The 24114-nt window shown below is 67.1% G+C and carries 38 protein-coding genes; 37 read left to right on the plus strand and 1 reads right to left on the minus strand.

The features are described 5' to 3' along the window. The first annotated feature begins 2 nt into the window (after positions 1–2). The 16 genes from PW843_24295 to PW843_24370 all read left to right on the plus strand — a co-directional run bounded on the left by PW843_24295 (position 3) and on the right by PW843_24370 (position 6573). Positions 3–254, plus strand: a complete 252-nt coding sequence (locus PW843_24295; protein MDE1149684.1) for a hypothetical protein — start codon at positions 3–5, stop codon at positions 252–254. Further along, positions 251–493, plus strand: a complete 243-nt coding sequence (locus PW843_24300; protein ID MDE1149685.1) for a hypothetical protein — start codon at positions 251–253, stop codon at positions 491–493. The genes PW843_24295 and PW843_24300 overlap by 4 nt, the downstream gene beginning before the upstream one ends. Then, positions 490–741 carry a hypothetical protein gene (locus PW843_24305; GenBank protein MDE1149686.1) on the plus strand — a complete coding sequence of 84 codons (252 nt, stop codon included), beginning with the start codon at positions 490–492 and terminating at the stop codon, positions 739–741. The genes PW843_24300 and PW843_24305 overlap by 4 nt, the downstream gene beginning before the upstream one ends. After that, complete coding sequence (locus PW843_24310; protein MDE1149687.1) at positions 738–1109, plus strand: hypothetical protein; 372 nt, start codon at positions 738–740, stop codon at positions 1107–1109. Before PW843_24305 ends, PW843_24310 begins: the two co-directional genes overlap by 4 nt. A gap of 50 nt (positions 1110–1159) precedes the next feature. Further along, positions 1160–1375, plus strand: a complete 216-nt coding sequence (locus tag PW843_24315; protein ID MDE1149688.1) for a hypothetical protein — start codon at positions 1160–1162, stop codon at positions 1373–1375. A 49-nt stretch (positions 1376–1424) separates the two neighbouring features. Continuing rightward, on the plus strand, positions 1425–1697 hold the full coding sequence (locus PW843_24320) for an HU family DNA-binding protein (GenBank protein ID MDE1149689.1): 273 nt from the start codon (positions 1425–1427) through the stop codon (positions 1695–1697). 71 nt (positions 1698–1768) lie between these two features. Beyond that, the gene (locus PW843_24325) at positions 1769–2182 is read left to right on the plus strand and encodes a helix-turn-helix transcriptional regulator (protein ID MDE1149690.1); all 414 of its coding nucleotides are present in this window, start codon (positions 1769–1771) and stop codon (positions 2180–2182) included. A gap of 6 nt (positions 2183–2188) precedes the next feature. Next, entirely contained in the window at positions 2189–3046 is an 858-nt protein-coding gene (locus tag PW843_24330) for a hypothetical protein (GenBank protein MDE1149691.1), read from the plus strand. Beyond that, entirely contained in the window at positions 3043–3282 is a 240-nt protein-coding gene (locus PW843_24335; protein MDE1149692.1) for a hypothetical protein, read from the plus strand. The genes PW843_24330 and PW843_24335 overlap by 4 nt, the downstream gene beginning before the upstream one ends. A 10-nt stretch (positions 3283–3292) precedes the next feature. Further along, positions 3293–3778, plus strand: a complete 486-nt coding sequence (locus PW843_24340) for a hypothetical protein (protein MDE1149693.1) — start codon at positions 3293–3295, stop codon at positions 3776–3778. Between the two features lie 2 nt (positions 3779–3780). After that, positions 3781–4698, plus strand: coding sequence for a phage Gp37/Gp68 family protein (locus tag PW843_24345; GenBank protein ID MDE1149694.1), 918 nt, complete (start codon positions 3781–3783; stop codon positions 4696–4698). 3 nt (positions 4699–4701) lie between these two features. Continuing rightward, entirely contained in the window at positions 4702–4911 is a 210-nt protein-coding gene (locus PW843_24350) for a hypothetical protein (protein ID MDE1149695.1), read from the plus strand. A 14-nt stretch (positions 4912–4925) separates the two neighbouring features. Beyond that, positions 4926–5195 carry a hypothetical protein gene (locus PW843_24355; protein ID MDE1149696.1) on the plus strand — a complete coding sequence of 90 codons (270 nt, stop codon included), beginning with the start codon at positions 4926–4928 and terminating at the stop codon, positions 5193–5195. After that, positions 5188–5904: a DUF2786 domain-containing protein gene (locus PW843_24360; protein ID MDE1149697.1), complete on the plus strand. Its 717-nt coding sequence runs from the start codon at positions 5188–5190 to the stop codon at positions 5902–5904. The genes PW843_24355 and PW843_24360 overlap by 8 nt, the downstream gene beginning before the upstream one ends. Then, positions 5897–6052 (plus strand): hypothetical protein, encoded by a 156-nt coding sequence (locus tag PW843_24365; GenBank protein ID MDE1149698.1) that lies wholly within the window; start codon positions 5897–5899, stop codon positions 6050–6052. Before PW843_24360 ends, PW843_24365 begins: the two co-directional genes overlap by 8 nt. Continuing rightward, entirely contained in the window at positions 6049–6573 is a 525-nt protein-coding gene (locus tag PW843_24370) for a regulatory protein GemA (GenBank protein MDE1149699.1), read from the plus strand. The genes PW843_24365 and PW843_24370 overlap by 4 nt, the downstream gene beginning before the upstream one ends. Here the strand turns inward: PW843_24370 and PW843_24375 are convergent. Next, a complete protein-coding gene (locus tag PW843_24375) occupies positions 6480–7148 on the minus strand; it encodes a hypothetical protein (protein MDE1149700.1) in 669 nt (222 codons plus the stop codon). The genes PW843_24370 and PW843_24375 overlap by 94 nt on opposite strands. A 68-nt stretch (positions 7149–7216) precedes the next feature. Here PW843_24375 and PW843_24380 point away from each other — a divergent pair, with 68 nt between their 5' ends. The 21 genes from PW843_24380 to PW843_24480 all read left to right on the plus strand — a co-directional run bounded on the left by PW843_24380 (position 7217) and on the right by PW843_24480 (position 24112). After that, complete coding sequence (locus tag PW843_24380; GenBank protein ID MDE1149701.1) at positions 7217–7588, plus strand: hypothetical protein; 372 nt, start codon at positions 7217–7219, stop codon at positions 7586–7588. Between the two features lie 126 nt (positions 7589–7714). After that, on the plus strand, positions 7715–8209 hold the full coding sequence (locus PW843_24385) for a hypothetical protein (GenBank protein ID MDE1149702.1): 495 nt from the start codon (positions 7715–7717) through the stop codon (positions 8207–8209). After that, a complete protein-coding gene (locus PW843_24390; protein MDE1149703.1) occupies positions 8206–8883 on the plus strand; it encodes a hypothetical protein in 678 nt (225 codons plus the stop codon). Before PW843_24385 ends, PW843_24390 begins: the two co-directional genes overlap by 4 nt. A 1-nt stretch (position 8884) precedes the next feature. After that, positions 8885–9100: a hypothetical protein gene (locus tag PW843_24395; protein ID MDE1149704.1), complete on the plus strand. Its 216-nt coding sequence runs from the start codon at positions 8885–8887 to the stop codon at positions 9098–9100. Further along, positions 9048–9275, plus strand: a complete 228-nt coding sequence (locus PW843_24400) for a hypothetical protein (GenBank protein MDE1149705.1) — start codon at positions 9048–9050, stop codon at positions 9273–9275. Before PW843_24395 ends, PW843_24400 begins: the two co-directional genes overlap by 53 nt. Positions 9276–9280: 5 nt before the next feature. After that, entirely contained in the window at positions 9281–9487 is a 207-nt protein-coding gene (locus PW843_24405) for a TraR/DksA C4-type zinc finger protein (protein MDE1149706.1), read from the plus strand. Beyond that, positions 9474–9935: a hypothetical protein gene (locus PW843_24410; GenBank protein MDE1149707.1), complete on the plus strand. Its 462-nt coding sequence runs from the start codon at positions 9474–9476 to the stop codon at positions 9933–9935. Before PW843_24405 ends, PW843_24410 begins: the two co-directional genes overlap by 14 nt. Continuing rightward, positions 9932–10252 carry a hypothetical protein gene (locus PW843_24415; protein ID MDE1149708.1) on the plus strand — a complete coding sequence of 107 codons (321 nt, stop codon included), beginning with the start codon at positions 9932–9934 and terminating at the stop codon, positions 10250–10252. Before PW843_24410 ends, PW843_24415 begins: the two co-directional genes overlap by 4 nt. Beyond that, positions 10252–10800 carry a DUF3486 family protein gene (locus PW843_24420; protein ID MDE1149709.1) on the plus strand — a complete coding sequence of 183 codons (549 nt, stop codon included), beginning with the start codon at positions 10252–10254 and terminating at the stop codon, positions 10798–10800. The genes PW843_24415 and PW843_24420 overlap by 1 nt, the downstream gene beginning before the upstream one ends. After that, positions 10797–12122 carry a terminase family protein gene (locus PW843_24425; protein ID MDE1149710.1) on the plus strand — a complete coding sequence of 442 codons (1326 nt, stop codon included), beginning with the start codon at positions 10797–10799 and terminating at the stop codon, positions 12120–12122. Before PW843_24420 ends, PW843_24425 begins: the two co-directional genes overlap by 4 nt. Further along, positions 12115–14853, plus strand: coding sequence for a phage portal protein (locus PW843_24430; protein ID MDE1149711.1), 2739 nt, complete (start codon positions 12115–12117; stop codon positions 14851–14853). The genes PW843_24425 and PW843_24430 overlap by 8 nt, the downstream gene beginning before the upstream one ends. Positions 14854–15284: 431 nt before the next feature. After that, positions 15285–16169, plus strand: a complete 885-nt coding sequence (locus PW843_24435) for a hypothetical protein (protein ID MDE1149712.1) — start codon at positions 15285–15287, stop codon at positions 16167–16169. A gap of 26 nt (positions 16170–16195) precedes the next feature. After that, the gene (locus tag PW843_24440) at positions 16196–17716 is read left to right on the plus strand and encodes a hypothetical protein (GenBank protein MDE1149713.1); all 1521 of its coding nucleotides are present in this window, start codon (positions 16196–16198) and stop codon (positions 17714–17716) included. A gap of 67 nt (positions 17717–17783) precedes the next feature. Then, on the plus strand, positions 17784–18332 hold the full coding sequence (locus PW843_24445) for a phage head-tail connector protein (protein MDE1149714.1): 549 nt from the start codon (positions 17784–17786) through the stop codon (positions 18330–18332). Continuing rightward, positions 18329–18829, plus strand: a complete 501-nt coding sequence (locus PW843_24450) for a phage virion morphogenesis protein (protein ID MDE1149715.1) — start codon at positions 18329–18331, stop codon at positions 18827–18829. Before PW843_24445 ends, PW843_24450 begins: the two co-directional genes overlap by 4 nt. Further along, complete coding sequence (locus PW843_24455; GenBank protein ID MDE1149716.1) at positions 18826–19257, plus strand: hypothetical protein; 432 nt, start codon at positions 18826–18828, stop codon at positions 19255–19257. Before PW843_24450 ends, PW843_24455 begins: the two co-directional genes overlap by 4 nt. 16 nt (positions 19258–19273) lie before the next feature. Then, positions 19274–19537 carry a hypothetical protein gene (locus PW843_24460; GenBank protein MDE1149717.1) on the plus strand — a complete coding sequence of 88 codons (264 nt, stop codon included), beginning with the start codon at positions 19274–19276 and terminating at the stop codon, positions 19535–19537. A gap of 3 nt (positions 19538–19540) precedes the next feature. Then, positions 19541–20278 carry a hypothetical protein gene (locus PW843_24465; protein MDE1149718.1) on the plus strand — a complete coding sequence of 246 codons (738 nt, stop codon included), beginning with the start codon at positions 19541–19543 and terminating at the stop codon, positions 20276–20278. 4 nt (positions 20279–20282) lie between these two features. Continuing rightward, positions 20283–20660: a hypothetical protein gene (locus PW843_24470; protein MDE1149719.1), complete on the plus strand. Its 378-nt coding sequence runs from the start codon at positions 20283–20285 to the stop codon at positions 20658–20660. A 250-nt stretch (positions 20661–20910) separates the two neighbouring features. Then, a complete protein-coding gene (locus tag PW843_24475) occupies positions 20911–21909 on the plus strand; it encodes a hypothetical protein (GenBank protein MDE1149720.1) in 999 nt (332 codons plus the stop codon). Further along, complete coding sequence (locus tag PW843_24480) at positions 21890–24112, plus strand: hypothetical protein (GenBank protein ID MDE1149721.1); 2223 nt, start codon at positions 21890–21892, stop codon at positions 24110–24112. Before PW843_24475 ends, PW843_24480 begins: the two co-directional genes overlap by 20 nt. Positions 24113–24114 lie beyond the last annotated feature (2 nt).

Genomic DNA, 24114 nt, shown 5'->3' on the forward strand with positions numbered 1-24114 from the left:
CGATGGAAACGAAGTTCTATGACCTGACCGGGGAAGCCAGCCCCCAGCAACAGCAGGCGATCCTGATGCTGTCCAAGGGCATCTACAGGGCCGCCACCGATCTGGGCGGCGTGTTCGGGCCCGGCATCACGCTGAACGCCCTGATCACCGCCTACGTCAACATGGCGATGAAGGCAGTGGGCGCCCCTGCGGTGGCTGACAGCCTGCGCCAGGCGGCCGACATCCTGGATGCGGAGGGGGCGCTCAAGCAATGAACGTCCGCGACCACGATTGGTACGACACTGAGGCGCAGAAGTCCCTGTACGGCCTGCAGGTGCACATCCCCTCCGTGGGCTGGTGCTTCGTCGCTCGGGCCGGGGCGCCGCTTCTATTCGCCACGGAGGCCGAGCGCACAGCGGAGCGGCAGCGCATGGCCGCCCTTCCGGAGCCGGCCACCCTGGCCGGCGTGGTGCGCAAGGCGGTGGTGACGGATGCGGGAGGGCAGCCGGCATGACCGCGACCACCAGCCGCGACCACCCGCTGATCGACGCCCTGCGTGGGCTGTGCGAGGAGCACGATCTGCCCAGCGCCGTGCTGCTGGTCCCCAACCCCCAGGCGGGAACCATGCGCATGGTGGCCGTAGGGCCGGCGCCGCACGGGGCGGCGATTGAGGGCCTGGGCACCGACCTGCTGCAGGCCATCGCTGACGGCCAGTTCGACAGCGCCGCGCTGGCCGTCCTGCAGGGGGGCGCTGTCCAATGAGCGACCAGCGTACATGCCCCATCGAGGGCTGTCCGGTGCACATCGACGGGACCCACCTGATGTGCCGGGCCCATTGGCTGCAGGTGCCCGGCTGGCTGCGCCGGAAGATCACCAAGGCCTGGCGCGACTACCGCGCCATCCGCCTGTCCACCGACCACGTGGAGGTGCTGGCGGCGATCCGCACCCACCGGGTGGTGGCGGATGAGGCGGTGGCGTTCATCAACGCCAGGCCTGCCGCGGCGCCGGCTGAGGCCGAGGACGCCCCCCCGGAACATCTTCGCTGGCCGGGACCAGGCCCGGCGCCGGCCAGCTGGTGGGCCGCTGACGGCACCAAGGTCTACCGGGACTACGACGCGTACTGCGACTGACCAACAGCCGCTTAACCGCCCCCTAAGAGGGGCTTTGAAGGAGAGCACCCATGAAGAAAAGCGAGTGCATCGGCGTCCCTGTTTCCCTCGACACGCTGGCCGCCTCCGTCGTCGTCAACACCCAAACCCTGGGTGTTTTCATCAACACCCTGGCCGAAGAAATCCAGGACCAGATGGGCCACCCCCTCACCGTCGCGAAGGACATCGTCCGGTACCTCGACGACGACGGCCGGGACCTGCTGACCAAGCTGTCAGCAGCGATCTGACCCCCATCACCACCGGCCCCTGAGAGGGCCTTCATAAGGAGCAAAGAGCATGAACAAAGCTGAACTGATCGACGCCCTCTGCGGCCAGGTGAACCCGGCGCACATGCGCAAGAGCGACGTGATCGAGTTGATCGACCAACTGGCGCCGGTCATCCAGGCCGGCCTGGCCAAGGATGGCCGCGTGACCCTCCCCGGCGTCGCCATCATCTCCGTCAAGGACGTGCCCGCGCGCACCGGCCGCAATCCGAAGACGGGCGAGCCAATTGAGATCCCCGGCAAGCGCAAGGCCGTGTTCAAGGCCGTCAAGGGTTTCCTGGCCTGACGGCTCACAGGCGCCCCGGTCCCGGCCGGGGCGCTCAGTGAACCGTCAGCCCCTAAAGGAGGGAATTCGAAGTGAACCAGACACATGCCGCCCGCAAGGCCATCAACCAGCCCATCGACATTCATGTGGGTGGCCGCCTGAAGCTGCGCCGTACCCTGCTGGGCCTCAGCCAGGAAAAGCTGGGGGAGGCATTGGGCCTGACCTTCCAGCAGGTGCAGAAGTATGAGCGCGGCGCCAATCGCATCAGTGCGTCGATGCTGCATCGCCTCAGCGAATTGTTGGACGTTCCCGTCAGCTTCTTCTTCTTCGGGGTGGAAGACGCCACGTCCCAACCCGCGCTGACGGCGCCGGTGGACGAGACGCGGGATCGCGCCACGCTTGAGCTATGCCGTGCCTTCGGCCGCCTGACGCCGCGCCGTCAGGATTGGGTGCTGAAGATGGTCAAGGAACTGGCCAGCGACGCGCCGGCCCTGGCGGCGGAGTGATCGGCCATGACCACCGCCCAATCCATGGATGGCCTGGTCACGCTGCGCGCCGACCTGTTGCGGCGCGCGTTGACCGAGACAAGCTGCCTGTCCGATGCGCTGGGCCTGGCCCGCCAGGCCTACGCCTTCGTTGCCGGGGAGGCTGAACCCCCAGCGATGCCCCCCCCGGTTGCTGCCCCATCTTTCAGCGCAACCATCCGCCTGGACGAGATGGCCATACGCCCAGATGCGCCGGTGGTGGTCGTGCCCTTGGCTGCCGCGCCAGCGCCGGCCGCCGGCACCGGCCTGTGGACGGAGGCCGACAAGCACCTGGTGGTGCAAATGCTCCGTGACGGCGCCAAGGTGATCGACATCGCTGGCGCCGTGAGCCGGTCAGTCTCGGCCATCAACTCCTTCGTCCACAAGATGGGCGGCCGGGACGCGCTGCTGACCGTCGCCCCGGCTGAAGCGGAGCCGGCGGAACCGGCGCCCCTGGTGCCCCCGGTGCTACCGCCCAAGGGGCCCTTCACGGCGGATGAGGTACAGCGCCTGGGTCAGGCGCTGGAAGATGGGGCCACGCAGGAACAGGCGGCCGAGTACCTGGCGCGGCCCATCGAGGACATCCGCCAACAGCTGGTCAAGGCGGGCGGGCGGGACGCCTGGTTGGGGGAATGGCGCCGCGCCCAGATGCCGGCGCCCCCGGCGCCCGCGCCGCAGCCCTCCACCTTCAACACCTATCCCAGCCGCCGGGATGGCGCCCGGCCGGAGGTGACACCGGAGGAACGGGCCGCCATCGATGCGCGGGTGGCGGCGGGCGGCGTCACCCAGGTGGCCACGAATTTCCATCGGGGCCATGAACCCCAAATCCTCAAGGATCTGTCATGACCAGCCAGATCGACATGGGGCGGCTGCGGGCGGAGTGCCTGGTGCTCGCCACCCGGGCGGTGCCGGACATCGCCGCGGCCGAGCGGCTGGCCGACCGCATGTGCGGCCTGGTCATCGCCGCCGCCACGCCGGCCCCGCTGCCGCCCCTGGTGAGCGCGCCGGCCAACACCGACGCTCTCACCAGTTTCCCGCCGTCCTGGTTCCGGGAACCCACCCGCATCGACCGCAAGCCCTGAGGAAAAGACGATGAAGGTCAATGTGAACCAAGCGGTGCTGTTCCAGCTGACGGATCATGGCCACGCCTTGCTCCGTCAGTACTGCGACCAGGTGGCCGCCCGCATCGCCACGATGACAACTGGCAGAACAGATCAGGCTGCCGTTTCAGCCGAGCAGCTGGCCATGTACCTCGGGAACACCGATGAATTCGGCCGCATGCGGATGACGCTGTGGCATTTCATGTCCGTCTTCGGGCCGGCCTTCATCCTGGGCAATCCACCGCCCGTGGTGGCCTGCGCCCTTGAGGTTGTCCCCGACGATGGCCTTGAGGCTGCAGCTGCCGATGAGGCGGCCGAGTTGAAGGCGACGTTCGACCTGCGCTGGAAGGCCGACATGCGCGCCATCGCGCGTTGGCAGGCCGCCACGGGCAAAACTCTGACCTGGCCGGACCATGCCGACCTCTGCGTTTGGCTGATGGAACAGCTGGACGCCACCGCCCACGTCGAGAAGGCCTGATCATGGGACGAGACACCAGCATCGAATGGGCTCGCCACACCTTCAATCCGTGGTGGGGGTGCGTGAAGCTGAGCCCGGCCTGCGACAACTGCTATGCCGAGGCCTGGGACAAGCGCACCGGCGGCGATCACTGGGGGCCACACGCCGAATACCGGCTGTTCGGCGACAAGCACTGGAATGAGCCGCTGCGCTGGAACAAGGCTGCCCTGGCCGCCGGGGAACGGCACCGCGTGTTCTCCGCCAGCATGGCGGACATATTCGACAACCGGGCCCCCGAGGCCGAGCGGTACCGTCTGTGGGAGTTGATCCGCGCCACGCCCGCGCTGGATTGGCTGCTGCTGACGAAGCGCCCCCAGAACATCGCCCAGATGCTGCCCGCGAACTGGGGTGAGGGCTACCCCAACGTCTGGCTGGGCACGACGGTTGAGAACGAGGCCGAGGCGGCACGGCGCATCGATCACCTGTTGAAGGTGCCGGCCGCCCTGCATTTCCTGTCGTGCGAACCATTGCTGGGGTTCGTGAACTTGGAAACGCTCCCCAGGACGGTTGCCGGTATTCCCGGGGTGATGAATGTCCTCACGGGCACATGGCGCCGTTCAAGTTCCTTTCTCACGCCGCCGTCATCGCATCGGGTGGTTGGCCTTCCCGAGATCGATTGGGTCATTTGCGGCGGGGAAAGTGGGCCCGGCGCCCGGCCGATGGATCCGGATTGGGCGCGCTCCCTGCGAGCGCAGTGCCAGCGGGCTGGAGTGCCCTTCCTATTCAAGCAGTGGGGCGACTGGCATGCGGACGCCCTCCGTTTCACCGAGGTCGGAACCGGGGCGTGCCCACCAGCAAATATGAGGGTGGGAAAGAAGGCGGCCGGCCGCCTGCTGGACGGCGTGACATGGGACCAGGTCCCCCAGCTGGGGGAGCGCTGATCCATGGATCAGAATGAGATTAATCGCGAACGGACCACCCGCATGTTGAGTGCGGCCATTGTCGTGCGGGCGGCCGCGAAGGCGACAGGCCTGGCACGTGGATCGGTGGACTGCCCGCTCTGCACTGGGAAGGTGCGGTTCGCCGTCAACCCCCCAAATGGCCACGTCCGCGCCGCCTGCGAAACCCCGGATTGCTTCTCGTTCATCGAATAAGAGGGGGACCGACTATGCCTGCCACTCTTGCCCTGGGCTGCCTGCTGACCAAGCTGCGCAGCAATCGCGCGCTGACCAGCGCTGATCGCGTCGCTGCCCGCCGCGACCTGGTCGCTGCCATGGCCGGCCAGTCCCAGCCCATCGACCGCGCCGCAGCCGAGGCCGCTGTGCACAGCCTGCTGGCCGAGTTGCGTCAGATGGGGTTCAGCGCGGCCGACCTGGTCGAAATCTTCAATGCCGGGGCGTTGGACCGCACCGGCCCCGTGGGGGTGCGCCATGGCTGATTTGCGCGCCATCCGGGACAAGATCAGGGCGCTTCGGGCCAAGACCGTGAAGAACGGCTGCACCGAGGCCGAGGCCGCTGCGGCGGCCGAACTGGCCATGCGTCTCATGTCCACCCACGGCATCGATGCCGAAGAGGTTGAACAGCCTGAGTTTGAAGAGGCAGAAGAGGCTTTGGCCGCGCGCCGGTCCGCCGTCGATAACCTGTGGCCCTACGTCGCCATGGTCTGCGGTTGCACCCTCTATCTCACAGGCACCGGTGATCGGCGGCGTGTGGTCTATTTCGGCCTGGCGCCCAATCCCGAAATCGCGGCCTACGTGCACGACGTGTGTCACGGCGCCGTCCGCCGGGCCGTCGCTGATTTCCGCCAGACGCCGGAGTACAAGCGCAAGCGCCTGGCGCGCACGCGGAACGAGCTGGTGCGCGCCTTCACCGAGGCCCTGGTTCAGCGCGTTGGCTCCCGCCTGGTCGATATGCGGTTCGGCATCGGCTGGGGTGACCTGAAGAAACTGAGCCGTCAAGCCAAGCAGGAACTGGATCTCCGGCACACCGACTTGCGGACGCTGCCGCCGATCAAGACGGCGTCGCAAGGCGCTCGCCTGGGGAATGCGCGCCTGGCGGGCGCCATGGCCGGCAACGCCGTGGACATCAACATGGGCGTCGCGGGGCAGAAGGACGTGAAGCGGCTGGGAGGGGCGAACCATGGATGATGTGTGCCCGGTCTGCGGCGCCGTTTGGGGCATTGAAGAGATGGATTTCGGGGTCTGCGACTGCTGCGGCTACCCCGATGACGACTTCTTTGAAGGGCAGATGGATCCGGAAACCGACGTGGTTCCGGCGGGGACGGCACGCCCATGACCACCGCCGCTGCCATCCGGGCCGTGCAGGCCTGCCGCCGCAAGGTCGCTGGCCTGGACGATGACGCGACCTGGCGCGACCTCCTGCACCAGGTCACCGGCCTGCGCAGCCTACGCGACATGACCGGCCCTCAGCTGGGCCGCGTCATCGACGCGCTGCACGCCCGTGGGGCGCCGAAGGGCCCCGGCCGGCGCGTGCTAGCCGACGATCCGCAGTCGATGAAGATCCGGGCGATGTGGCTGGCGCTGGGGAAGATCAGCCAGGTCAAGAGCACCACCGAGGCGGCGATCTCCGCCTGGGCCGGCCGCCAGCTGGGCAAGCCGGTGGCCGATCTGCGCCTTCCTGACAGGCGCAGATCGGCGCCGGCTGATCGAGGCGCTGAAGCAGTGGCATCAGCGTGTGGGGCTGGACACCGATGCGTGACCAGCTACCCCTTGATGGCCTTCAGGGCGTCGTCGTTGAGGTCGGCGAACATAGCCAGCATGGTGCTGACTATGTGCTCCTCCTTAATCATGGCGTGATCATAGATGTAGGCCATGCGGATGATTTGCTCTTCCGCATTCTGCAGATTGTTCTTTTTCTCGATCAGCTTCAGGTCGGGCGTGAGGTAGGGGGCGCGATCCACATCCGCGTTCTTCTTTGCGGCGTCATTCCTCAGTTCACCCTTCAGCTCTTCATACTTGGCCTTGGATTTTTCTTCCGCCGTGACCATGGCGGCCTCCCAGTTATCCATCGCCGACGCAGGGACTTCGAGGGCCTGAGCAATCTTGATGATGTTGGGCAGGCAGAGGCGGCTTACCCCTTCGCGAGCACAGTCGAAGTGCATCGCCCAGCCCCTCTGAAAGGTCTTTCCCACGTTCATAACGGCCTGCAGCGTTTTCTGCTGCTGGGTATTGAGAGCCCCATCCGCCTGAGCCTCACGTGTCTTGTAGTCGATGCGTTTGAGGGTCTCGCCCAGTTCGGCCGGCGTGACGCCCTGTTCCAGGGACACCTGCAGGCGCAGCAGCTCATCCCGCACAGCACGGCGGTCGTCATCCTTCTGGCAACCGGTCAGCATCAGTGCGGCAACCAGCGCCGCCACGGGAATTGCACGCATCACGTCCCCCAAGTTGCAAAGCTGCTGCGACACTACCGCAAGGTGGCGGGGCCGGCCAAGGTGGGCGCATGATCCGCACCGCCCAATTTGACGAACTCGTTGAAGAGGTCGGCATCACCGCCGCCACGGCGCTGTCGCGTCAATGGGGCGGCCGGGGGCTGTACATTGCCCACAAACCGGGCCCCTCCAGCCCGCTGGCGGCGGTCGTTGGCATGCAGGCGGCGCAGTTGCTGGCCCGGCGTTATGGGGGCACCGAACTGGCCGTGCCCATCTCCCAAGGCCGGCGGTCCCAGGTGTGGCAGCTGCGGTGCGAGGGCGCCTCCGTGCGGCAGATCGCGAAGACCACCGGCTATACCGAACGGGCCGTGTACTACATCCTGGCCGAACAGGATCCAGAAGCTGGCGAGCCGCCGCTTCTTGCGCTGATGGGTAAGGTCTGACACCCTGCCGCACGGCGCTGACCAGGTCGCGCCGCTTCCCCCCTGAAATGTTTCATCCTTATCCAAGCCATCCCCGATAGGCAGTTTGAGGGCTCTTAAGACCCTCTTCGTGACCTGCAGGTGGCCATGGCCGAACCCATTTTCGTGCAGTTGCGCGTGCGCCTGGTCGAGCCGATCCTGGCTCGGATCAGCACGCCGACCCGGCGCCTGGATAGCCGGGCGGCCGTGAACCTGGTTTTGGGCACCTGTGCCCAGGAAACCGGCTTCAACTACCTGGCGCAGTATCCCACCGGACCGGCGGTCAGCCCCTGGCAGATCGAACCGGCCACGCGGGCGTCCGTCGTCAAGGCGCTGGAAAAGTCATACCCGGACCTGGCCGAAGCCGTGGCAGCGTTGCTGGTGCCCGGCATTGATCCCGACGTCCAGTTGGCCTGGAACCTCGCCTACGCCGTGGCCATCTGCCGCTGCCTTTACTGGCTTGAGCACCGGCCGCTGCCGGTCGCCAGCGATGGGCCCGGCCTGGCCGCCTACTGGAAGGACTTCTACAACACGCACCTCGGCAAGGGGACGGTTGAGGAATTCCAGCACAACTACACCCTTCACATCGGAGCTTTCTCATGATCCGTCGCGCCTTGAAGGCGGCCGCCTCGGCCGCCGTCGCCATCTGCTTGCTGTCCGCCTGCCTCATCACCCCGGCCTTCGCGGCCGATGCCTCGACGGCCACCCCGGCCGTCGTCGCCACCACCACGGCCACCAACACCGCCGTTGACCTGGCCAGCATCGTCACTGCCATCGAGGGCGTCATTTTCTCGGCTGCGGCCGCCTTCCTGACGTGGCTGGGCCGCCGCGTGATCCTGGGCATCGAAAGCTGGCTGGGCATTCAGGCCACGGCGGCCAACACCACCGTGCTGAACGCCGCCATTACCACCGCCCTGGGTATGGCCCGAACGCGCCTGGATGCCGCCCTGCAGGGCAAGACGACGGTGGACGTGCACAACCAGCTGGCGGCCAGCGTCGCCCAGCAGCTGGTGACCGACATCCCGCACATCCTTGCCTTCTTCGGTCTCGACCAGGCCGCGCTTGAGGCGAAGGTGATTGGGATGCTGGGGAGCGCCCTACCGCCGATCCAGACCGTGGAGACGCCTGCGCCCGTGGCGTCCGGCCCGACCACCAGCCGGGACGATCTGCTGTCCCAGCTGAAGGCCCTGCTGGACGGCGTGACCACCACGGTCACCGCCACCGCCGCCGCGCCGGCCCCGGCGCCGGTGGCGGGAGCCCAGCCGGCGACGGCCTGACGTGCTGCAGCTGGCGATGCTCGGTGGCGGTGTCTTCGCCGGCGCCGGGCTGCTGGCCTGGTTGCTCTACCGGGCCCGCAGCGACGGGGCGGCGGCTGTCACGGCCGCCGCGACCGCCACCGACCTGGAGAAAACCGATGCGATGCTGCAGGCCGCGATGGCCGTTGACCGCCGTCCTGACGCTGTTGTTGACCAGCTGCTCGCCGGAGATTTCTAGCCGTGCCTGCCCCCGCCTGGTGCCGTACAGCCCGCAGCAGCAGCTGAAGGCGGCGCAGGAACTGAGGGTGCTACCAGTCGATGCCGAGCTACGCACGATGATCGCCGACTACAAGCTGACCCGCGACCAGATCCGGATCTGCCGCGGCGAACCGATCCCCGGGAGCCGTCCTTGACCGATGTGATTGATCAAGCCCAGGCGCTGGAACAGGCGCAGCTGGACCGCGCCCTGGCCGGCCGGCGCCGGCCGGGCGCGGCCGATCTGACGCCGCGTGACTGCCTGGGCTGTGGTGAACCTATCCCGGCGCCGCGCCTGGCGCTCGTGCCTGGCGCCATGCGCTGTACCCCGTGTCAGCGCCGATACGAGGCGACGCATGCTCAACCCTGATTTCGTCGATACCGCCATCAAATGGCTGACGTTGTTCAGCTTGGTGGGCACGCCCCTGATGGCGATTGGGGCCCTGCTGATCAAGCGGACCATGGCCACAAAGGAAGACGTGGCCAAGCTGGCGGCCGAGCGCGTGGCCAGCGATGAAGAATTTGAAAAGAAGCTCTCCGATATGAGGGCCGAGACGGCCCAGGCCGTGGCTGCCGTCCAGCTGAAGTTGGGAGAACGCGTGACCCAGGTCGAGGCGACCTGCACCGCAGTCCAGATCGACATTCGGCACTTGCCCGATCAGGTCGCCCTTGCCGATCTGCGGGATCGAATTGCCGGCGTCGAGAAGGAGGTCGGGGGAAACACGGCCAGCATCGACGGCCTGCGCCAGGTGATGGAACGGCTGGAGATGCCGCTCAACCTCCTACTGGAACACCAAATCAAGGGCAGCCGGGCATGAGCGCGGGATTTCACAAGGATTGGATCGAGGGGCGCCGGGCCTTCCTGCTGCGCTTCCTGGTGGAGGCGGGCGGTTCGTGCCTGCAAAGCATGCTGGTCAGCGCCGGCCTGCGCGCGTTCAAGCGCGATAGCGAAGAGGATCTGCTGGCGGACATCAAGCACCTGGTCAACATGCGGTGCGTGGAGACCGACGACATGGACACGCTGGATGGCACCCATTCCATCCGCAGCCTGGTCATCACGCCTCGCGGCGAAGCGGCGGCGGAGGGGCGCGGCGAGCCGGTTCCGGGGGTGCGGCAGAGCCGCTGGGATCGCTGATGGCCAAGCAATCCTCCCTCAAGAGTCTGCCGCCCAAGGTGCTTGACCAGGTCAACAAGATGATCGGGGCCGGCGGCTGGACCTTCGACGACCTGGTCGAGTACCTGGCCGAGGCCGGCCACCCGCGTTCCCGGTCGTCAATCGCTCGCTACGGCAAGAACTACGGCGCTGTGGCGGCCAAGCTACGGGAGGGGCGCGAAGTCACGGCCATGCTGGTGGAGGAAATGGGGCCGCAAGCCGCCGAAGGGCGCCAGGGACGCCTTCTTGTCGAAATCCTGCGCCGCGTCGCCAGCGACCGCCTCATGCAGCAGCTGGCGGATGGCGGCCAGGATGCCGACACCAAAGACCTGATGATGCTGGCCCGCATGCTGAAGGACATGTCGGCCGCCGCCCGCTACGACCAGGACTTCGAGACCAAAGCCCGCGAGTACGCCGCCCGCTGGTTGGACAAGGCGGTGGACGAGGCCAAGGGCGAAGTGGAGAAGCGCGCCCTATCGCCGCTGGAAGCGCTGGAGCGCGTCCGTGCCATCTACCGGGGTGAAACGTGACCGGCATCCTTCTCCCCTATCAGACCCGATGGCTGCAGGATGAGGCCCGGTTCAAGCTGGGGATGTTCAGCCGGCAGACGGGTAAAACCTTCACAACAACATTGAACATCGTAGACCACTGCATGGAGGCAGAGGCCAGGAAGCGGCGTGAACGCTGGGTGATCCTTTCGCGCGGGGAGCGCCAGGCACTCGAAGCGATGAACGAGGGCGTCAAGCTGCACCTTAAGGGTTACGGCACCGCCTACGACGCCCTGGAGTACGATTTTCCCGGCAACGACGCGACCTATCGCGCCACTGAGGTGGCCCTCCCCAACGGCAGCCGTATCACCGCGCTGCCGGCCAACCCGGATACCGCTCGCGGCTATTCGGCCAATGTTTTTCTGGACGAGTTCGCCTTTCACAAAGACAGCCGGTCCATCTGGAAGGCCCTATTCCCCGTCATTTCCCGAGGGGGGCTGAAGCTGCTCATCACCTCCACACCCAATGGCCGCAACAATAAGTTCTATGAGCTGTGGACCGGCCAGGACACGGCCTGGTCACGCCACCGGGTGGACATCCACCAGGCCGTGGCCGAAGGTTTGGATCGCAATATTCCTGAACTGCGCGCCGCCCTGAATGACGAAGACGCCTGGCGCCAGGAATTCGAGTTGGAGTTCCTGGAAGAAAGCACGGCGTGGCTGAGCTACGACGTCATTGTCGGCTGCGAGGACCCGGCCGCCGGCAAGCCGGATCTGTACCAGGGCGGTCCCTGCCTGATCGGCAATGACATCGCCAGGCGCAAAGACCTTTGGGTGGCTTGGGTTTGGGAGCGGGTCGGCGACGTTCTGTGGACCCGGGAGATCGTTGAGCTGAAGGGCGCCAGCTTCGCCGCCCAGGATGCTGAGATCGCCCGGCTGATGGCGCGCTACAATGTTGAGCGCCTGGTGATGGATCAGACGGGCATGGGCGAAAAGCCCGTGGAAGACGCCCAGCGTGCCTACGGCCACAAGGTTGAGGGCGTCATCTTGCAGGCGTCCACGCGCCTGAACGTGGCCATCGCCGCCAAGCAGAAGTTTGAAGATAGGAAGGTCCGCCTTCCCACCGGCAACGCCACCCTGCGAGCCGACCTGCACAAGCTGAAGCGCATTGCGGGCGACACGGGCGCCCCGCGGCTGGTCGCGGATCGTGATGGCGATGGCCATGCCGACCGGACCTGGGCGGCCTTCCTGGGCATTGCCGGCGGGAACGATACGCCATCCATCATCGACTACTACGCGCGCCTGGCGGCCATACAGAAGGCGGCCGAGGAAGCCAAACTGAAGGAGGAGGCGGCCCATGGCTGAAGGTCTGGCCGGGCGCATCGCCAATGCGGTCAAGTACGCGCTGACGGGTGACACCGCGTGGTTCGGCCCCGGCACGCCCCTGGCGCCGGCTGCGCCGCCCGAGACGGCTGGCCGCCGCTTCGACTACGGCACGGGCATCAACATGATGCCCCGGCCGCGCTCGGAAGAGCCGGTCACGTTTGATCAGCTGCGCAACCTGGCGCGCGGCTACCCGCTGTTGGCCCTGGTCATCTCAACCCGTGTGGACCAGCTGGCCGGCCACGATTGGGCCATCGCACCGGTGGATAAAGACCAGGGGGTGAAGAACGATCCCCGCGTCAAGACCGTCACCGACTTCCTGCAGCAGCCGGATCGGGAGCACGACTGGGGGACCTGGCTGGGTGCCCTGGTTGAAGAGATGTTGGTCACCGACGCGGCGACGATCTACCCGCGCAAGACGGTGGGTGGCGCCCTCTACTCGCTCGACCTGATCGACGGCACCACCATCAAGCGGGTGCTGGATGATCACGGCCGCACGCCGGTGTCCCCCGATATTGCCTATCAGCAGATCATCAAGGGGATGGTGGCGTCGGACTATACGGCCGATGAACTGATCTATGCGCCCCGGGTGTTTCGCACCGACAAGGCCTATGGCTTCTCCCCCGTCGAAATGGTGGTGAGATACGCCCAGGTGGGCCTGAACCGCCTGAAGCATGTTGAGGACTACTTCACCGAAGGCACCGTGCCGGATGCCCTGTGCGCCGTGCCGGAGGGCTGGACGCCTGACCAGATCGCCCAATTCCAGGCCTATTTCGACGCCCTGCTGAACGGGGACGACGGGCAGAAGCGCAAGCTGCGCTTTGTGCCGGCGGCCATGGCGAAAGGGTTCATCCAGACGAAAGAGGCCATCCTCACCGACGCCTTCGACGAATGGCTGGCGCGCATCATCTGCTACGCCTTGGGGGTGTCGGCGCAGTGGGCCGTGCGGCAGATGAACCGGGCCACCGCTGAGACCGAGCAGGAACAGGCGCTGCAGGAGGGGCTGGGCCCGCTGAAGCAATGGGTGGCCCAGCTGATGACCCGGATCATCCGGGACTATTTCGGCTATGAGGATCTGTGCTTCGTCTGGCGGGACCAAGAGGCGGCCGTCAGCCCCCTGGAGCAGGCCCAGATTGACGAACTGGACCGCAAGAATGGCATCCGCACCCTGAACGAAATCCGCGAGAAGCGCGGCCTGCCGCCCGTGCAGGGCGGCGACGTGCTGATCATCATGACCGGGTCGGGGGCCGTGAAGCTGGATGACGTCCTGAACCCGCCGCCGGTGCCGACCCCCTTGCAGACCGCCGCCGATCCCCAGCTGGCCGATCTGGGCGCGGCCGACCAGGCCGAAGGCTCGCCCCCGACCCACAAGCCGCCGGAGAGGGCGCAGCAGGACGGGACGCAAGCCCCGAATGAGACGCCCCCACTGCGTAAAGCCGCCCCCATCGTCATCAACCGCAACCGCCACATCGTGCAGCTGGGGGAGATGCAGGCGGCATCCCTGATGACGGAGTTCCTGTCCAGCCAGGCCGGCCCAACGGCGGATCGCGTGCTGGCGGCGCTGCCGGCATTGGCCAAGGCGGACACGCCGGCCGATCCTCCCGCCGATCCCGTCAATGACACGGTGCAGGCGAGCGCCCGGGCGGCGGGTGCCGAAGGCGCCGCGGAAGCGGCGGCCGAAGCTGTGGTGGACGTCGCCCTGGATATCGCCGCCTGGCGGGATGCGGTGGATAAGCTGCAGGTCATCCTGCAGGCGGTGGTGAAGGATGGCGCCGAAGAGGCGATCAGCAGCTGGACCCTGTCCAGCGCCGCCGGTCCCGGCACGCGCCGGGCGGCCACACGCTCGGCCGTGACGCTCACCAATCCCCGCGCCGTGGCCTATACCGAGGCGCACGCGGCAGAGTTGGTGAGCAACATCACCCAGACCACGCGCGATGCCCTGCGCCGCCTGGTGGTGACCGCCGAACAGGAAGGGTGGTCGGTTGATCGTCTGAAGACGGCCATCATCGAAAACCACGCCTTCTCCCCGGCGCGGGCGAAGATGATCGCCCGGACGGAGCTGGGCAACGCCGACCACCAGGGCAACCTGATCGGGTGGCACGCCGTCAACGAGGTGTTCGATGCCGGCCTGCGGAAAGGCTGGGCGCTGGGCAAGACGGAAGCCCACTGCGCGGCGTGCGAGGAAAACGCCGCGGCCGGTCCCATCCCTTTGGATCAGAGCTTCCCCAGCGGCGTGCCGTCGCCGCTGGCCCACCCCTACTGTGACTGCGACATGTACGCCGTGCCGCCTGATCAGCCGCCCGACCTGGCCAAGGCGTTCAACCCGGGTCAGCCCAGGGATGGCAACGGACGCTGGACGTCAGGGGCCGGGGGCGCCATCGCGCGGGGAGAGGCGGCCATGCGCCACGTCATGAGCACGCGCCAGGATGTGCACGGTGCCATGGAAGCGCCGGGCGTCGGACCGGTGTCCTTCATCTGGGGGCACCAGGGCGATCCGGCGCGGGACTTCCAGCGGGGCTATGGCATCTCCCACATCATGGCCAAGCATGGCCATGCGGCGGCCATGGCCGTACCGACCACCCTGATCAAGGGCACCTCGACGCAAGGGCCCACACGGTGGACCTTCCGTCATGAGGGGCACCAGGTCATGGTGACGCGCGGCGGCAACGGCCCCAACGAACCGTGGGTGCTGACCGGGTATCATCGGGTGTAGGGGGGAAGCGTCCCGGTGACGTGGTGACGAGTTATCCGCCAGCCACGCTACGCAGCCAGGCCCTTTCTAGTTATCGGGCAAGGATGGGAGCGGGACGGTTCTGAGAATAGGCCAACCCGGTCCCATCGGCAACCCCACCCCCTTTGGTGCCTATCAATGGGGGTAGGGTCGGCTTTAAGAGGCACGTAAGAGCCATAAGAGGCCGCTTCTAACGCGTCTGTGGCCGGTCGGCTGCCGTCGTCGCGGCCACGGGCCGGGGAAGGCCCCTGAGCGGCCAAAAAATCGGGGGTGCTTGCGCCCACCCCCAAGGGGTGCCACCATCCCCGCGCCGGCACCGCTAAGGCTGCTCCGGTCCCCCCTGAAATGCTTCATCCTTATCCGGCCCCGGGCGGGCCCCTAGGCTGTCCTTCGTCACGAACGACGGGGACGCCATGCTTTTCCAACTCACCAAGGTCGATGCTGATCAGCGCCTGGTCTATGCCAGCCTGAGCGAGACCCCGGACCGCGCCGGCGAAGTCATGGACTACGCCAGCAGCAAGCCCAATTTCCAGGCCTGGTCGGACAGCCTGGCCAAGGTCACCGGCGGCCAGAACCTGGGCAACATCCGCTCGATGCACACCACGGCCGTGGCGGCGGGCTGCCTGGTCTCCATCGACTTCGACGACGCCGCCAAGCGCATCAACCTGTGCGGCCGCATCGTCGATGATGGTGAGTGGGCCAAGGTGCAGGCCGGCGTCTACACGGGCTTCAGCCCGGGCGGCAAGTACGCCCGCCGGTGGCGCGATGGCAACGTGCGCCGCTATACCGCCAAGCCGGCCGAACTGAGCCTGGTGGACGTGCCCTGCATGCCGGACGCGACCTTCACCCTGGTGAAGGTGGCCGGTGGGGGTGAAGAGCAGCTGGGCTTCCTGTCCGTCGATGACGGTGACCTGGTCAAGTCCGCCGGCGAACACGCCCAACGCATCCATGACCATGCCGTCCACATGGGCGCCCACTGCGCCTGCGGCGACGACATTCGCACGGCCGCCGACAACGAGGCCGCCATGGCCAAGGTGGCGGGCGACAACGACACGCTGCGTAAGCAGCTGGACGACCTGGCCGCCGACCGTGATCGCCTGGCCAAGCGCGTGGCCGACCTGGAAGCGCAGCCCACCGGCGGCGGCCCGGTCCGTGCCCCCACCGATCCCGGCAAGATGGGCGCCCCCACCGATCATGGCGCGGGCACCGGCACCTTCGATGAACGCCTGGCCAAGGTGAACGCCATGCCACCCGGCCTTGAACGTGCCGAGGCGTTGAAGGCCCTGGCCGGCTCCTGACCCACACACCTTTCCGGAGATCCTTGATGCATCCCCAGCAGTATTCCGAGTTCCGTGATGAGACGAAGTTCAACGCCCTTCTGAAGGCGGCCTTCGACAACCCCCTGAAGGTCAACCCTGAACTCTTGGAGGAGATGGCCAAGGTTTGGCAGCAGTCCACCAACGCCACCCAGGGCCTGACCTATTACGACGTGCAGGCGCCGGCGGTTGAGCTGGTGCCGATGCTGACCCCCTTGCTGAACGCCATCCCCCGCGACGTGGGCGGCCTGGGCATCCAGGCCAACTGGAAGGCCATTACCGGGGTCAACGTCACCTCAATGTCCGCCGGCGTGGCCCAGGGGCGTCGCGGTGGGCAGGTCGTCACCCAGACCGCCGACTACAGCGCCTCCTTCCGTGGTCTCGGCCTGGAAGACGCCGTCACCTTCGAGGCGCAGATGGCGGGCAAGCGGTTCCAGGACGTCCGTGCCACGATGGGCCTGCTGCTGATCAAGGCGCTGAAGCTGGCTGAAGAGAAGATCGTTCTGGCCGGCAATACCTCGCTGAAGCTGGGCACCACCCCGACGCCCACCGTGGTTGCGTCGAACGCCGGGGGTGCCCTCACGGCCGGCACCTGGTCCGTCATCTGCGCCGCGCTGACCTTCGATGGCCTGCAGAGTGCCAGCGTGGGCGGCGGCGTCCTCGGCCAGGTCACGCGCCAGAACGCGGGCGGCACCACCGAGACTTACGGGGGCGGCACCGCCAAGCTGTCCGCCGCTGCCACGGGTGCCACCACCGGCGCCGCCGGCAGTGTGACGGCCACCGTGACGTCCGTGCCGGGCGCGTTCGGTTACGCCTGGTTCTGGGGGGCGGCCGGCTCCGAGGTTCTGGGTGCCATCACCACCATCAACAGCGTGGCGATCAACGCCGCCGCGACCGGGACCCAGACGGCGGCCAGCCTGGGCGCCCTCGACAACTCGACCAACAACCTGGTCTATGACGGCCTGCTCACCCAGGTGCTGAAAAGCGGTGCCGGCTATTTCTATGCCATGCCGACCGGTACGGCCGGCGTGGGTACGCCCCTGACCGCCGATGGCAAGGGCGGCATTGTCGAAATCGAAAATGCGTTGCGCTGGTTCTGGGACAATTTCCGGGTCAGCCCCACGTGCATCTGGGTGTCCAGCCAAGAGCAGACCAACATCACCAACAAGGTGCTGTCGGCCACCAGCAACGGCGCCAAGCGGCTGGTGATCAATACCGAGCAGGGCAACGTCGTGGGCGGCGACCTGGTGACCGGCTACCTGAACCGGTACGCCTCAGGCGGTTCGAAGGTAATCCCCATCCGCCAGCACCCTGACCTGACGCCGGGCACCATCCTGTTCGACACGGACATGATCCCGTACGCCGTGGGCTTCTCCAACCCGAAGAAAATCCTGCTGCGCCAGGACTACAACATCATCGACTGGACGATCACCCAGCGTCAGTGGGAGGCCGGCATCTACCTGGACGGGGTGCTGCAGAACTACGCCCCCTTCGCTTTCGGCGCGATCACCAACATCGCCAACGGCTGACCAGCCAAGGGTGCAAGGGTGCCCGGCAGGCTGTCGCGCCGGGCGCCCATCACTGGAGTGATCTGTCATGGCGGATTTCACCACCCTCGCGGCTGCGCGGCTCTGGGCCAACATCAAGGGCACCGCCGACGACGCGTTGCTGTCCAGTCTGATCACCAGCTGCAGCGACGCCATGCTGGCTTACTGCAATCGCGACTTCTTCCTGTCGCAGGACAAGACGGAGATCCGGGACGGCACGGGTAGCCCCCAGTTGACGGTGCGCAACTATCCCCTGACGGCCGTCAGCGAGGTCACCGTCAATGGGCGGCCGATCCCGGCCGGGTCGGTGACGACGCCGGGCTTCTACTTCGCCGACACGCGCATTGTGCTGAACGGCTACGCCTTCCTGCGCGGGGTGGCCAACGTCACCGTGGCATACACGGCCGGCTGGGCGACCCTACCGCCGGCCCTGGTGCAGGCCTGCAACGAATTGGTCGCCTTCGCCTACAAGAACCGCGACCACATCGGCGTGAGCAGCCAGGCGGGGGTCAACCAGACCACCTCTTACATCACCGCCGCCATGCCGCAGGGCGTCGCGGCCATCCTGCAGCAGTACCGCCGCGTGGTGCCCGTATGAGCGATTTCATCGAGATCAGCAGCACGGGGATGCCGGAGGTCACGGTCAACGTGGCGCAGTTCCCCGATGTGGTCCGGCTGGCCATGGCGCGGCAGATCGTGTCCGAGGCAGCCGGCCTGGAACGGACCCTTAAGACCAAGGCCCTGGCCGGTGAAATCCTGCAGCGCCGCAGCGGCCGGCTGGCCAACAGCATCCACACCGAAACGGAGATCGAGGGCAACCGCGTCGTCAGCATCGTCGGCACCGACGTTGAATACGCCGCCTACCATGAATTCGGCTTTCACGGGTCGATGACGGTGCACCGGTCCGAGGCCACGCGGGCCCAGTGGAGCGCGCACATCCTGGGACGGAAGGCGGTCAACAAGGAAAGCTGGACGCGCACCGTCAACTACGCGGGCCGCCCGTTCATGAAGCCGACATTTGAGGCTGCGCTTCCGGGCATCGAGGCGCGCATGACCGAGGCCCTGAAGAAGGCGACGGGCGAGGCCATGAAATGAGCCGCGATGCCTATTACGAGGCGCTGTTCACCTATCTCAGCGTCCTGAAAAGCCAGGGGACAGTTCAGACCGCCGAACGCGGCGTCGTGGCCTTGGCCGACGTCGCGGAGGCCGATTTGCCGGCCCTGTTCCTGGTGGTCGCCGACCAAGTCTACCGGCCTACGCAAGGTTTTCCGGCTAAGCGCACCTTGGAGGCCCTGGTTTTCCTTTATGCGGCTCGGGGCGACGACGGCGTGACCACCGCTGGTGCCAAGGTCAACGCCTTGCTGGACGCCGTGGAGGGGGTGCTGCAGCCGGCACCGGGCTTCACGCAGACGCTGGGCGGCCTGGCTGAGTGGGTCCGCATCGACGGGACCGTTCAGGTTTTCGAGGGCCCCGACCAGACCCGTGCGGGCGCCGCCGTTCCTATCCGCATGCTCATCCCCTGAACCTGAAAGGCACGCCATGGATGACAGTGAAGTCCTGCCCCCGGCCACCGAAACGCCGACGCCCGAAACGACCCCGGCGGGGGAGAGCGCCGCGGCTGCCCCGGCCCCGGCGGCGGGTACCCCGCTGGCGGCTCGCCTCGATGCCGCCGTGTCGGCCTGGATCGTTGACCAGGTCCACAACAGCCCGCTGGCCCGCGTCACCGAGGCTTACAACCACCTGATCGGCAGCCTGCCGGCCCTGAAGGCCCGCGTGCTGGCCATCCTCGAAACAGAGGTCTGACCCATGCCCCAATATTCCTTCGGTGCCGGTTCCCTGTTCGGCACCCCGGCCGGCGTGGCCAACGCCACTCCCGTCCAGTTCGGCACCCTGCAGTCCGTCTCGGTGGACATCGACTTCACCCTGAAGGAACTGTACGGCCAGAACCAGTTCCCGGTGTCCGTCGCCCGCGGCCAGGCCAAGATCCAGGGCAAGGCCAAGACGGGTCAGATCCAGGGGCTGCTGTTCAACAGCCTGTTCTTCAGCGGCACGCAGGCGACCGGGCAGCAGCTGGTGGCCCTGAACGAGGCGGCGGCCGTGCCGGCGTCCACGCCCTATATGGTGACGGTGGCCAACAGCACCACCTTCGTGGCTGATCAGGGCGTCGTCTTCGCCGCCACCGGCGTGCAGCTGACCCGCGTGGCCAGCGCGCCCACCACCGGGCAGTATTCGGTTGCCGCCGGCGCCTACACCTTCGCCGCCGCCGATACCGGTGCGGGCCTGCTGATCAGCTACAGCTACACCAGCGCCACTGGTGGCACGGTCACCACCATCTCCAACCAGCTGCAGGGGGTGGCGCCCACCTTCTCCTGCACCCTGACCACGCCCTTCGGCGGCCAGAACTTCGTGCTCAGCCTGAACGCCTGCACCTCCAGCAAGCTGCAGCTGGCGACCAAGCAGGGCGACTACATGCAGCCGGAGTTCGACTTCATGGCCTTCGCTGACGCCTCCGGCACGGTGGGCCAACTCAGCGTGCAGGGGTAAGGCCATGGCGAAGGAATCCGTCAAGGCCGGCTGGTTGATCACCCTGGGCGCGCAGTCCTTTCCAGTTGGGCTGTTCACCTTGGGGCAGGTTGGCCGCGCCTTCGAACATCTCGACCAGGCGCTGCTGCCGCTATCGCAAGGCGGCCTGCAGGGCTGCCGACAGCTGATCGCCATCGCCCTGGAGCGCCAGCTGTGCGCGCAGGAAATCAGCGATGGCCAGTCTGACGACCAGGTCGCGCTCTTGGCCTACGAACGTGTGGGGGCGTTCGAGGGGACGCCGGAGCAGATCGTGGCGGCGGTCACCACAATCGCCCACGCATCGGGGCTGATACGCCTGGGGGAGCCTCAAGCGGGGATGGCGACAGTGGCGGGGTCCGCCTGACCTGGGACGAGTTCCTGGCCCAGCTGTGCATCGACACGGGTTGGCCCTATTCCGAAGTCCTGGCGCTGACGGTTCCCCGCTACCTGGCGCTGCTAAAGCGCTGGGAGGTCTATCCCCCCGTCAGCCGCCTGATCGCCTGGTATCTCGGCCTCGGCAAAGAGAAGGCGACTGACGAAGCATCCCTTAACGACTTGCTCGCCCTGTTCGGCGCCGGTGGTGGCGTCATCCGGTAGTAGAGGTTTTGGACCCCATGACCGACCAGGTCGTTTCCATTCGGCTCGATGCGGATGCCAGCACCGTCCAGGCCGCCTCTGCCAAGGCGGAGACGGCATTAAAGAGCCTCTACAACACCCTGAACGCCGGAGCCCCCGCCGCGCGTTCCATGTCGGTCGAGACCCAGCGTTACGTCGAACAGATCGACGGCGCCCAGCGGACGTTGCGTACGACGCAGGACCAGTTCCAGGCCGTGTCCGACGCCCTGGAAAACCAAGAGATCAGCGCCAACGAGGCCACGCGGGCGTTCCAGGCCATTGAGGCGGCTGCCGGCGCGGCGGCCAAGGGTGAGGAAGGTCTTTCCCTCTCGACGGTGGGGGCACGCCGCGAACTGGTGGTGTTGGGACACGAGATCATCAGCGGGAATTTTTCGAGGATCCCGGGCTCGCTGATGGTGTTGGGCGAACGCATGGGCGGGCTATCGCTGTCGCTCATGGGTACCGCCGGTGCCTTCGCTGCTGTGGGTTACGGCGCCTACGAGCTGGTCGAACACATCCGGGAGGTGGATCAGGAGGTCAAAGGCCTCTCTGGTGACATGTCGGCCATCGGCAAGGGTGCCCAGAACACCCCTACCCAGGTCGAAGCGTGGTTGGACCGCATCAGGGACAAGTACGGCCTGACGCGCAAAGAGGCGCTGAGCCTGGGCGAGGCCATGCGCGGCCTCAACGCCAGCGAGGCGGATCAATCGGCGTTGGAAAAATATGCCGTCACGCTGGCCAAGATGGCGCCGGCGGAAGGTGGGGTGGAGAAGGTCAGCAAGTCCTTCGCGACGGCATGGGATGGGGGCGCCGACGCCGTCGAGAAGCTGGGCCTGCAGCTGCGGGCGCTGAACGAGGACGATCTGAAGGCGCTGGATACCGCCCGTCAGCAGCATGACGTGGCTGCAGCCCGCGTCGTCATGCTGCAGATGCTGGAACGCCGCCTTCTGGGCATCGCCGACGCCCAGCAGGCGGTCAATGAATGCCGCCCGGGATGAAGGGGCCCACAACCGCATCGGGTTCAGCAAGGACGATTGGGGCGTCGATCAGACCCGGTCCACAGCCGCCAAGGGGCAGCTGCAGACGGCCATGGCCAACCAAGGCCCTGATCAGAACCAGGTTGAAGAGTTCCAGAAGGATCAGTTCGGCCCACAGCAGCTGCAACGGCAGTTGCAAGCCCAGGCGGCGATCTGGACGGAGGGGCGGGCGGCCCTGTTGGCCAAGGAAGTCGAGGCCTGGCAGCAACTCATCCAGACCGGCAACCTGGGCGCCGAAGCCCTGACGGAAGCCCAGCGCCAGCTGAACACAGCCCAGGCTGCCCTGCGCCAGCAGAACAGCGCCGACGCCGTCGCCAATGCCCGCGACGGGCTGGCCAGCCAGGCGGCCGTGACCGACCAAGGCCGGGCGCAGCGGCTGCAGGCGCAGATCGCCGCCGACCGCGAGTTGCTGGCCAGCACCACCCTGACGGTCGAGGATCGGAAGGGCGTCCAACGCGACCTGAACGCCGCCCTGGCGCAGCTGCGCCAGCAGGACAGCGCCGACGCCATCGCCCAGTCCCGCGCCCAGCTGGCCGAGCAGGCTGCCGTCGGCAGCCAGACCCGGGCGCAGCAGCTGCAGGCGCAGATCAGCGCGGACGAGCAGCTGTTGGCCAGCGGCAAGCTGACGGCGGACGCCCGCCTGGGGGTGGAACGCGAACTGAACCTGGCCAAGGCCAGCTTGGCCCATGAACAGGCGGCCGAAGGCCTGCGCACCCTGCAGGAAGAGGTGACGGTCGCCCGTGCCGGCAGCCAGGAACGGATCGCCCTGCTGCAGCAGGAACTGGCGTATGCGAAGGCGCATTTCGGGGCCATGTCCACCGAGGCGAAGGACGCGCAGACCGCGCTGACGGCCGCTGTCCGCGAAGGGCAGAAAGAACGCGAGGGCATCGAGCGCGAGGCCAACAACACCTCCATCCAGCTGAGCAAGATCGCCACCGAAGCCGAACGGGACCGGCTGGAAGCCGAGGTGCAGGCCGGCCGCATCACCGAGGCGCAGAAGATCGCCAGCCTGAAGCGCCTGGCGGACGCGGAGTACGAACAGAACCTGGAAATGCTGATCGAGCAGCGGGCCGCCCTGACGGAGGGCACGCTGGCGTGGCAGCAGGCGCAGGACAAGATCGACGTCCTGACCGCCACCCACACGGCCCAGCTGGCCAAGTACGCGGATCAGACCGCGACGGCCAACGCCAAGGCAGCCCAGGCGTCCGCCCGTGCCTGGGAAAGCGCCCTGGCGCCGGTGGAGCGCGCCTGGGACAGCAGCCTGACCGGCTGGATCCAGGGTACCCAGACCCTCCAGCAGGCCATGGCGAAAATGGGCACGGCCATCCTGGCGGAAGAGATCACCACCGACACGAAATGGCTGTCGCACAAGCTGCTGGTCAATGCCATGGGCTTGGCCAGCGACAAAAGCACGGCTCAAGGCGGCCTGCTGGCCTATTTGCTGGCCGACCGGTCAAAGACGGTTTCGGCCACGGCGGCCGAGGCCACCCGCACGGCCTCCACTGCCACCGGCGTGGCGACCCGCACGGCCACTACCGCCACTGAGAGTTCCTCGTTTATTGGGCGCTTGGGCTCGATGATCGCCGGCTGGCTGGGCCTGGAAACCGGCAAGACGGCGGCGACGGCGGCCGGCGTGACCGACCGCGCCATCGCCGACAAGGCGGAGGCGATCGCCGAAACCACCAAGGCCGAAGGCGAAATCCAGATCGCCGCTGCCGTGGCCGGCGCCAATGCGTATGCGGCCTATGCCGCGGTGCCCCCGGTGGCGGCGGCGATGGCGGCCGAAGCGGTGGGCGCCGTCCAGGCGTTCAACAGCATGTTGGCGGTGGGGGGCGGCCTGGCCTCGGCCGCCGGCGGCTGGGGGCAGGTTCCATACGACGGTGCCATCACGGAGTTGCACAAGAACGAGATGGTCTTGCCGGCCAGCATCGCCAGCCCGCTGCGCGCCGCCGTGACCACCTGGCGCAACCCGCCGGCCAACCTGGTCGCCAACCAGAACGGCGCAGCTGCTGCGGCGCCGGCAGCAACGGGCGGCCAAGCGGGTGGTGATGTGCACCTGCACGTCAACGCCATGGACACCAAGTCTGTGGCGCAATTCTTCCAGGCCAACAAGGGGCCCTTGGCGGATGCCCTGAAGGCCGCTCACCGCAACGGGAAGCGCTGATC

The organism is Azospirillaceae bacterium, from assembly GCA_028283825.1.
Lineage (GTDB): Bacteria > Pseudomonadota > Alphaproteobacteria > Azospirillales > Azospirillaceae > Nitrospirillum.

What these genes read in the sequence shown, in the direction of transcription:
- PW843_24480 (MDE1149721.1), top strand. Translation starts at nt 21,890, where the DNA reads ATGAATGCCGCCCGGGATGAAGGGGCCCACAACCGCATCGGGTTCAGC.
- PW843_24310 (MDE1149687.1), top strand. Translation starts at nt 738, where the DNA reads ATGAGCGACCAGCGTACATGCCCCATCGAGGGCTGTCCGGTGCACATC.
- PW843_24370 (MDE1149699.1), top strand. Translation starts at nt 6,049, where the DNA reads ATGACCACCGCCGCTGCCATCCGGGCCGTGCAGGCCTGCCGCCGCAAG.
- PW843_24470 (MDE1149719.1), top strand. Translation starts at nt 20,283, where the DNA reads ATGGCGAAGGAATCCGTCAAGGCCGGCTGGTTGATCACCCTGGGCGCG.
- PW843_24330 (MDE1149691.1), top strand. Translation starts at nt 2,189, where the DNA reads ATGACCACCGCCCAATCCATGGATGGCCTGGTCACGCTGCGCGCCGAC.
- PW843_24305 (MDE1149686.1), top strand. Translation starts at nt 490, where the DNA reads ATGACCGCGACCACCAGCCGCGACCACCCGCTGATCGACGCCCTGCGT.
- PW843_24380 (MDE1149701.1), top strand. Translation starts at nt 7,217, where the DNA reads ATGATCCGCACCGCCCAATTTGACGAACTCGTTGAAGAGGTCGGCATC.
- PW843_24390 (MDE1149703.1), top strand. Translation starts at nt 8,206, where the DNA reads ATGATCCGTCGCGCCTTGAAGGCGGCCGCCTCGGCCGCCGTCGCCATC.
- PW843_24335 (MDE1149692.1), top strand. Translation starts at nt 3,043, where the DNA reads ATGACCAGCCAGATCGACATGGGGCGGCTGCGGGCGGAGTGCCTGGTG.
- PW843_24375 (MDE1149700.1), bottom strand. Translation starts at nt 7,148, where the DNA reads ATGCGTGCAATTCCCGTGGCGGCGCTGGTTGCCGCACTGATGCTGACC.
- PW843_24440 (MDE1149713.1), top strand. Translation starts at nt 16,196, where the DNA reads ATGCATCCCCAGCAGTATTCCGAGTTCCGTGATGAGACGAAGTTCAAC.
- PW843_24300 (MDE1149685.1), top strand. Translation starts at nt 251, where the DNA reads ATGAACGTCCGCGACCACGATTGGTACGACACTGAGGCGCAGAAGTCC.
- PW843_24355 (MDE1149696.1), top strand. Translation starts at nt 4,926, where the DNA reads ATGCCTGCCACTCTTGCCCTGGGCTGCCTGCTGACCAAGCTGCGCAGC.
- PW843_24340 (MDE1149693.1), top strand. Translation starts at nt 3,293, where the DNA reads ATGAAGGTCAATGTGAACCAAGCGGTGCTGTTCCAGCTGACGGATCAT.
- PW843_24465 (MDE1149718.1), top strand. Translation starts at nt 19,541, where the DNA reads ATGCCCCAATATTCCTTCGGTGCCGGTTCCCTGTTCGGCACCCCGGCC.
- PW843_24350 (MDE1149695.1), top strand. Translation starts at nt 4,702, where the DNA reads ATGGATCAGAATGAGATTAATCGCGAACGGACCACCCGCATGTTGAGT.
- PW843_24475 (MDE1149720.1), top strand. Translation starts at nt 20,911, where the DNA reads ATGACCGACCAGGTCGTTTCCATTCGGCTCGATGCGGATGCCAGCACC.
- PW843_24315 (MDE1149688.1), top strand. Translation starts at nt 1,160, where the DNA reads ATGAAGAAAAGCGAGTGCATCGGCGTCCCTGTTTCCCTCGACACGCTG.
- PW843_24365 (MDE1149698.1), top strand. Translation starts at nt 5,897, where the DNA reads ATGGATGATGTGTGCCCGGTCTGCGGCGCCGTTTGGGGCATTGAAGAG.
- PW843_24345 (MDE1149694.1), top strand. Translation starts at nt 3,781, where the DNA reads ATGGGACGAGACACCAGCATCGAATGGGCTCGCCACACCTTCAATCCG.
- PW843_24455 (MDE1149716.1), top strand. Translation starts at nt 18,826, where the DNA reads ATGAGCCGCGATGCCTATTACGAGGCGCTGTTCACCTATCTCAGCGTC.
- PW843_24360 (MDE1149697.1), top strand. Translation starts at nt 5,188, where the DNA reads ATGGCTGATTTGCGCGCCATCCGGGACAAGATCAGGGCGCTTCGGGCC.
- PW843_24295 (MDE1149684.1), top strand. Translation starts at nt 3, where the DNA reads ATGGAAACGAAGTTCTATGACCTGACCGGGGAAGCCAGCCCCCAGCAA.
- PW843_24410 (MDE1149707.1), top strand. Translation starts at nt 9,474, where the DNA reads ATGCTCAACCCTGATTTCGTCGATACCGCCATCAAATGGCTGACGTTG.
- PW843_24445 (MDE1149714.1), top strand. Translation starts at nt 17,784, where the DNA reads ATGGCGGATTTCACCACCCTCGCGGCTGCGCGGCTCTGGGCCAACATC.
- PW843_24450 (MDE1149715.1), top strand. Translation starts at nt 18,329, where the DNA reads ATGAGCGATTTCATCGAGATCAGCAGCACGGGGATGCCGGAGGTCACG.
- PW843_24385 (MDE1149702.1), top strand. Translation starts at nt 7,715, where the DNA reads ATGGCCGAACCCATTTTCGTGCAGTTGCGCGTGCGCCTGGTCGAGCCG.
- PW843_24320 (MDE1149689.1), top strand. Translation starts at nt 1,425, where the DNA reads ATGAACAAAGCTGAACTGATCGACGCCCTCTGCGGCCAGGTGAACCCG.
- PW843_24430 (MDE1149711.1), top strand. Translation starts at nt 12,115, where the DNA reads ATGGCTGAAGGTCTGGCCGGGCGCATCGCCAATGCGGTCAAGTACGCG.
- PW843_24420 (MDE1149709.1), top strand. Translation starts at nt 10,252, where the DNA reads ATGGCCAAGCAATCCTCCCTCAAGAGTCTGCCGCCCAAGGTGCTTGAC.
- PW843_24415 (MDE1149708.1), top strand. Translation starts at nt 9,932, where the DNA reads ATGAGCGCGGGATTTCACAAGGATTGGATCGAGGGGCGCCGGGCCTTC.
- PW843_24460 (MDE1149717.1), top strand. Translation starts at nt 19,274, where the DNA reads ATGGATGACAGTGAAGTCCTGCCCCCGGCCACCGAAACGCCGACGCCC.
- PW843_24435 (MDE1149712.1), top strand. Translation starts at nt 15,285, where the DNA reads ATGCTTTTCCAACTCACCAAGGTCGATGCTGATCAGCGCCTGGTCTAT.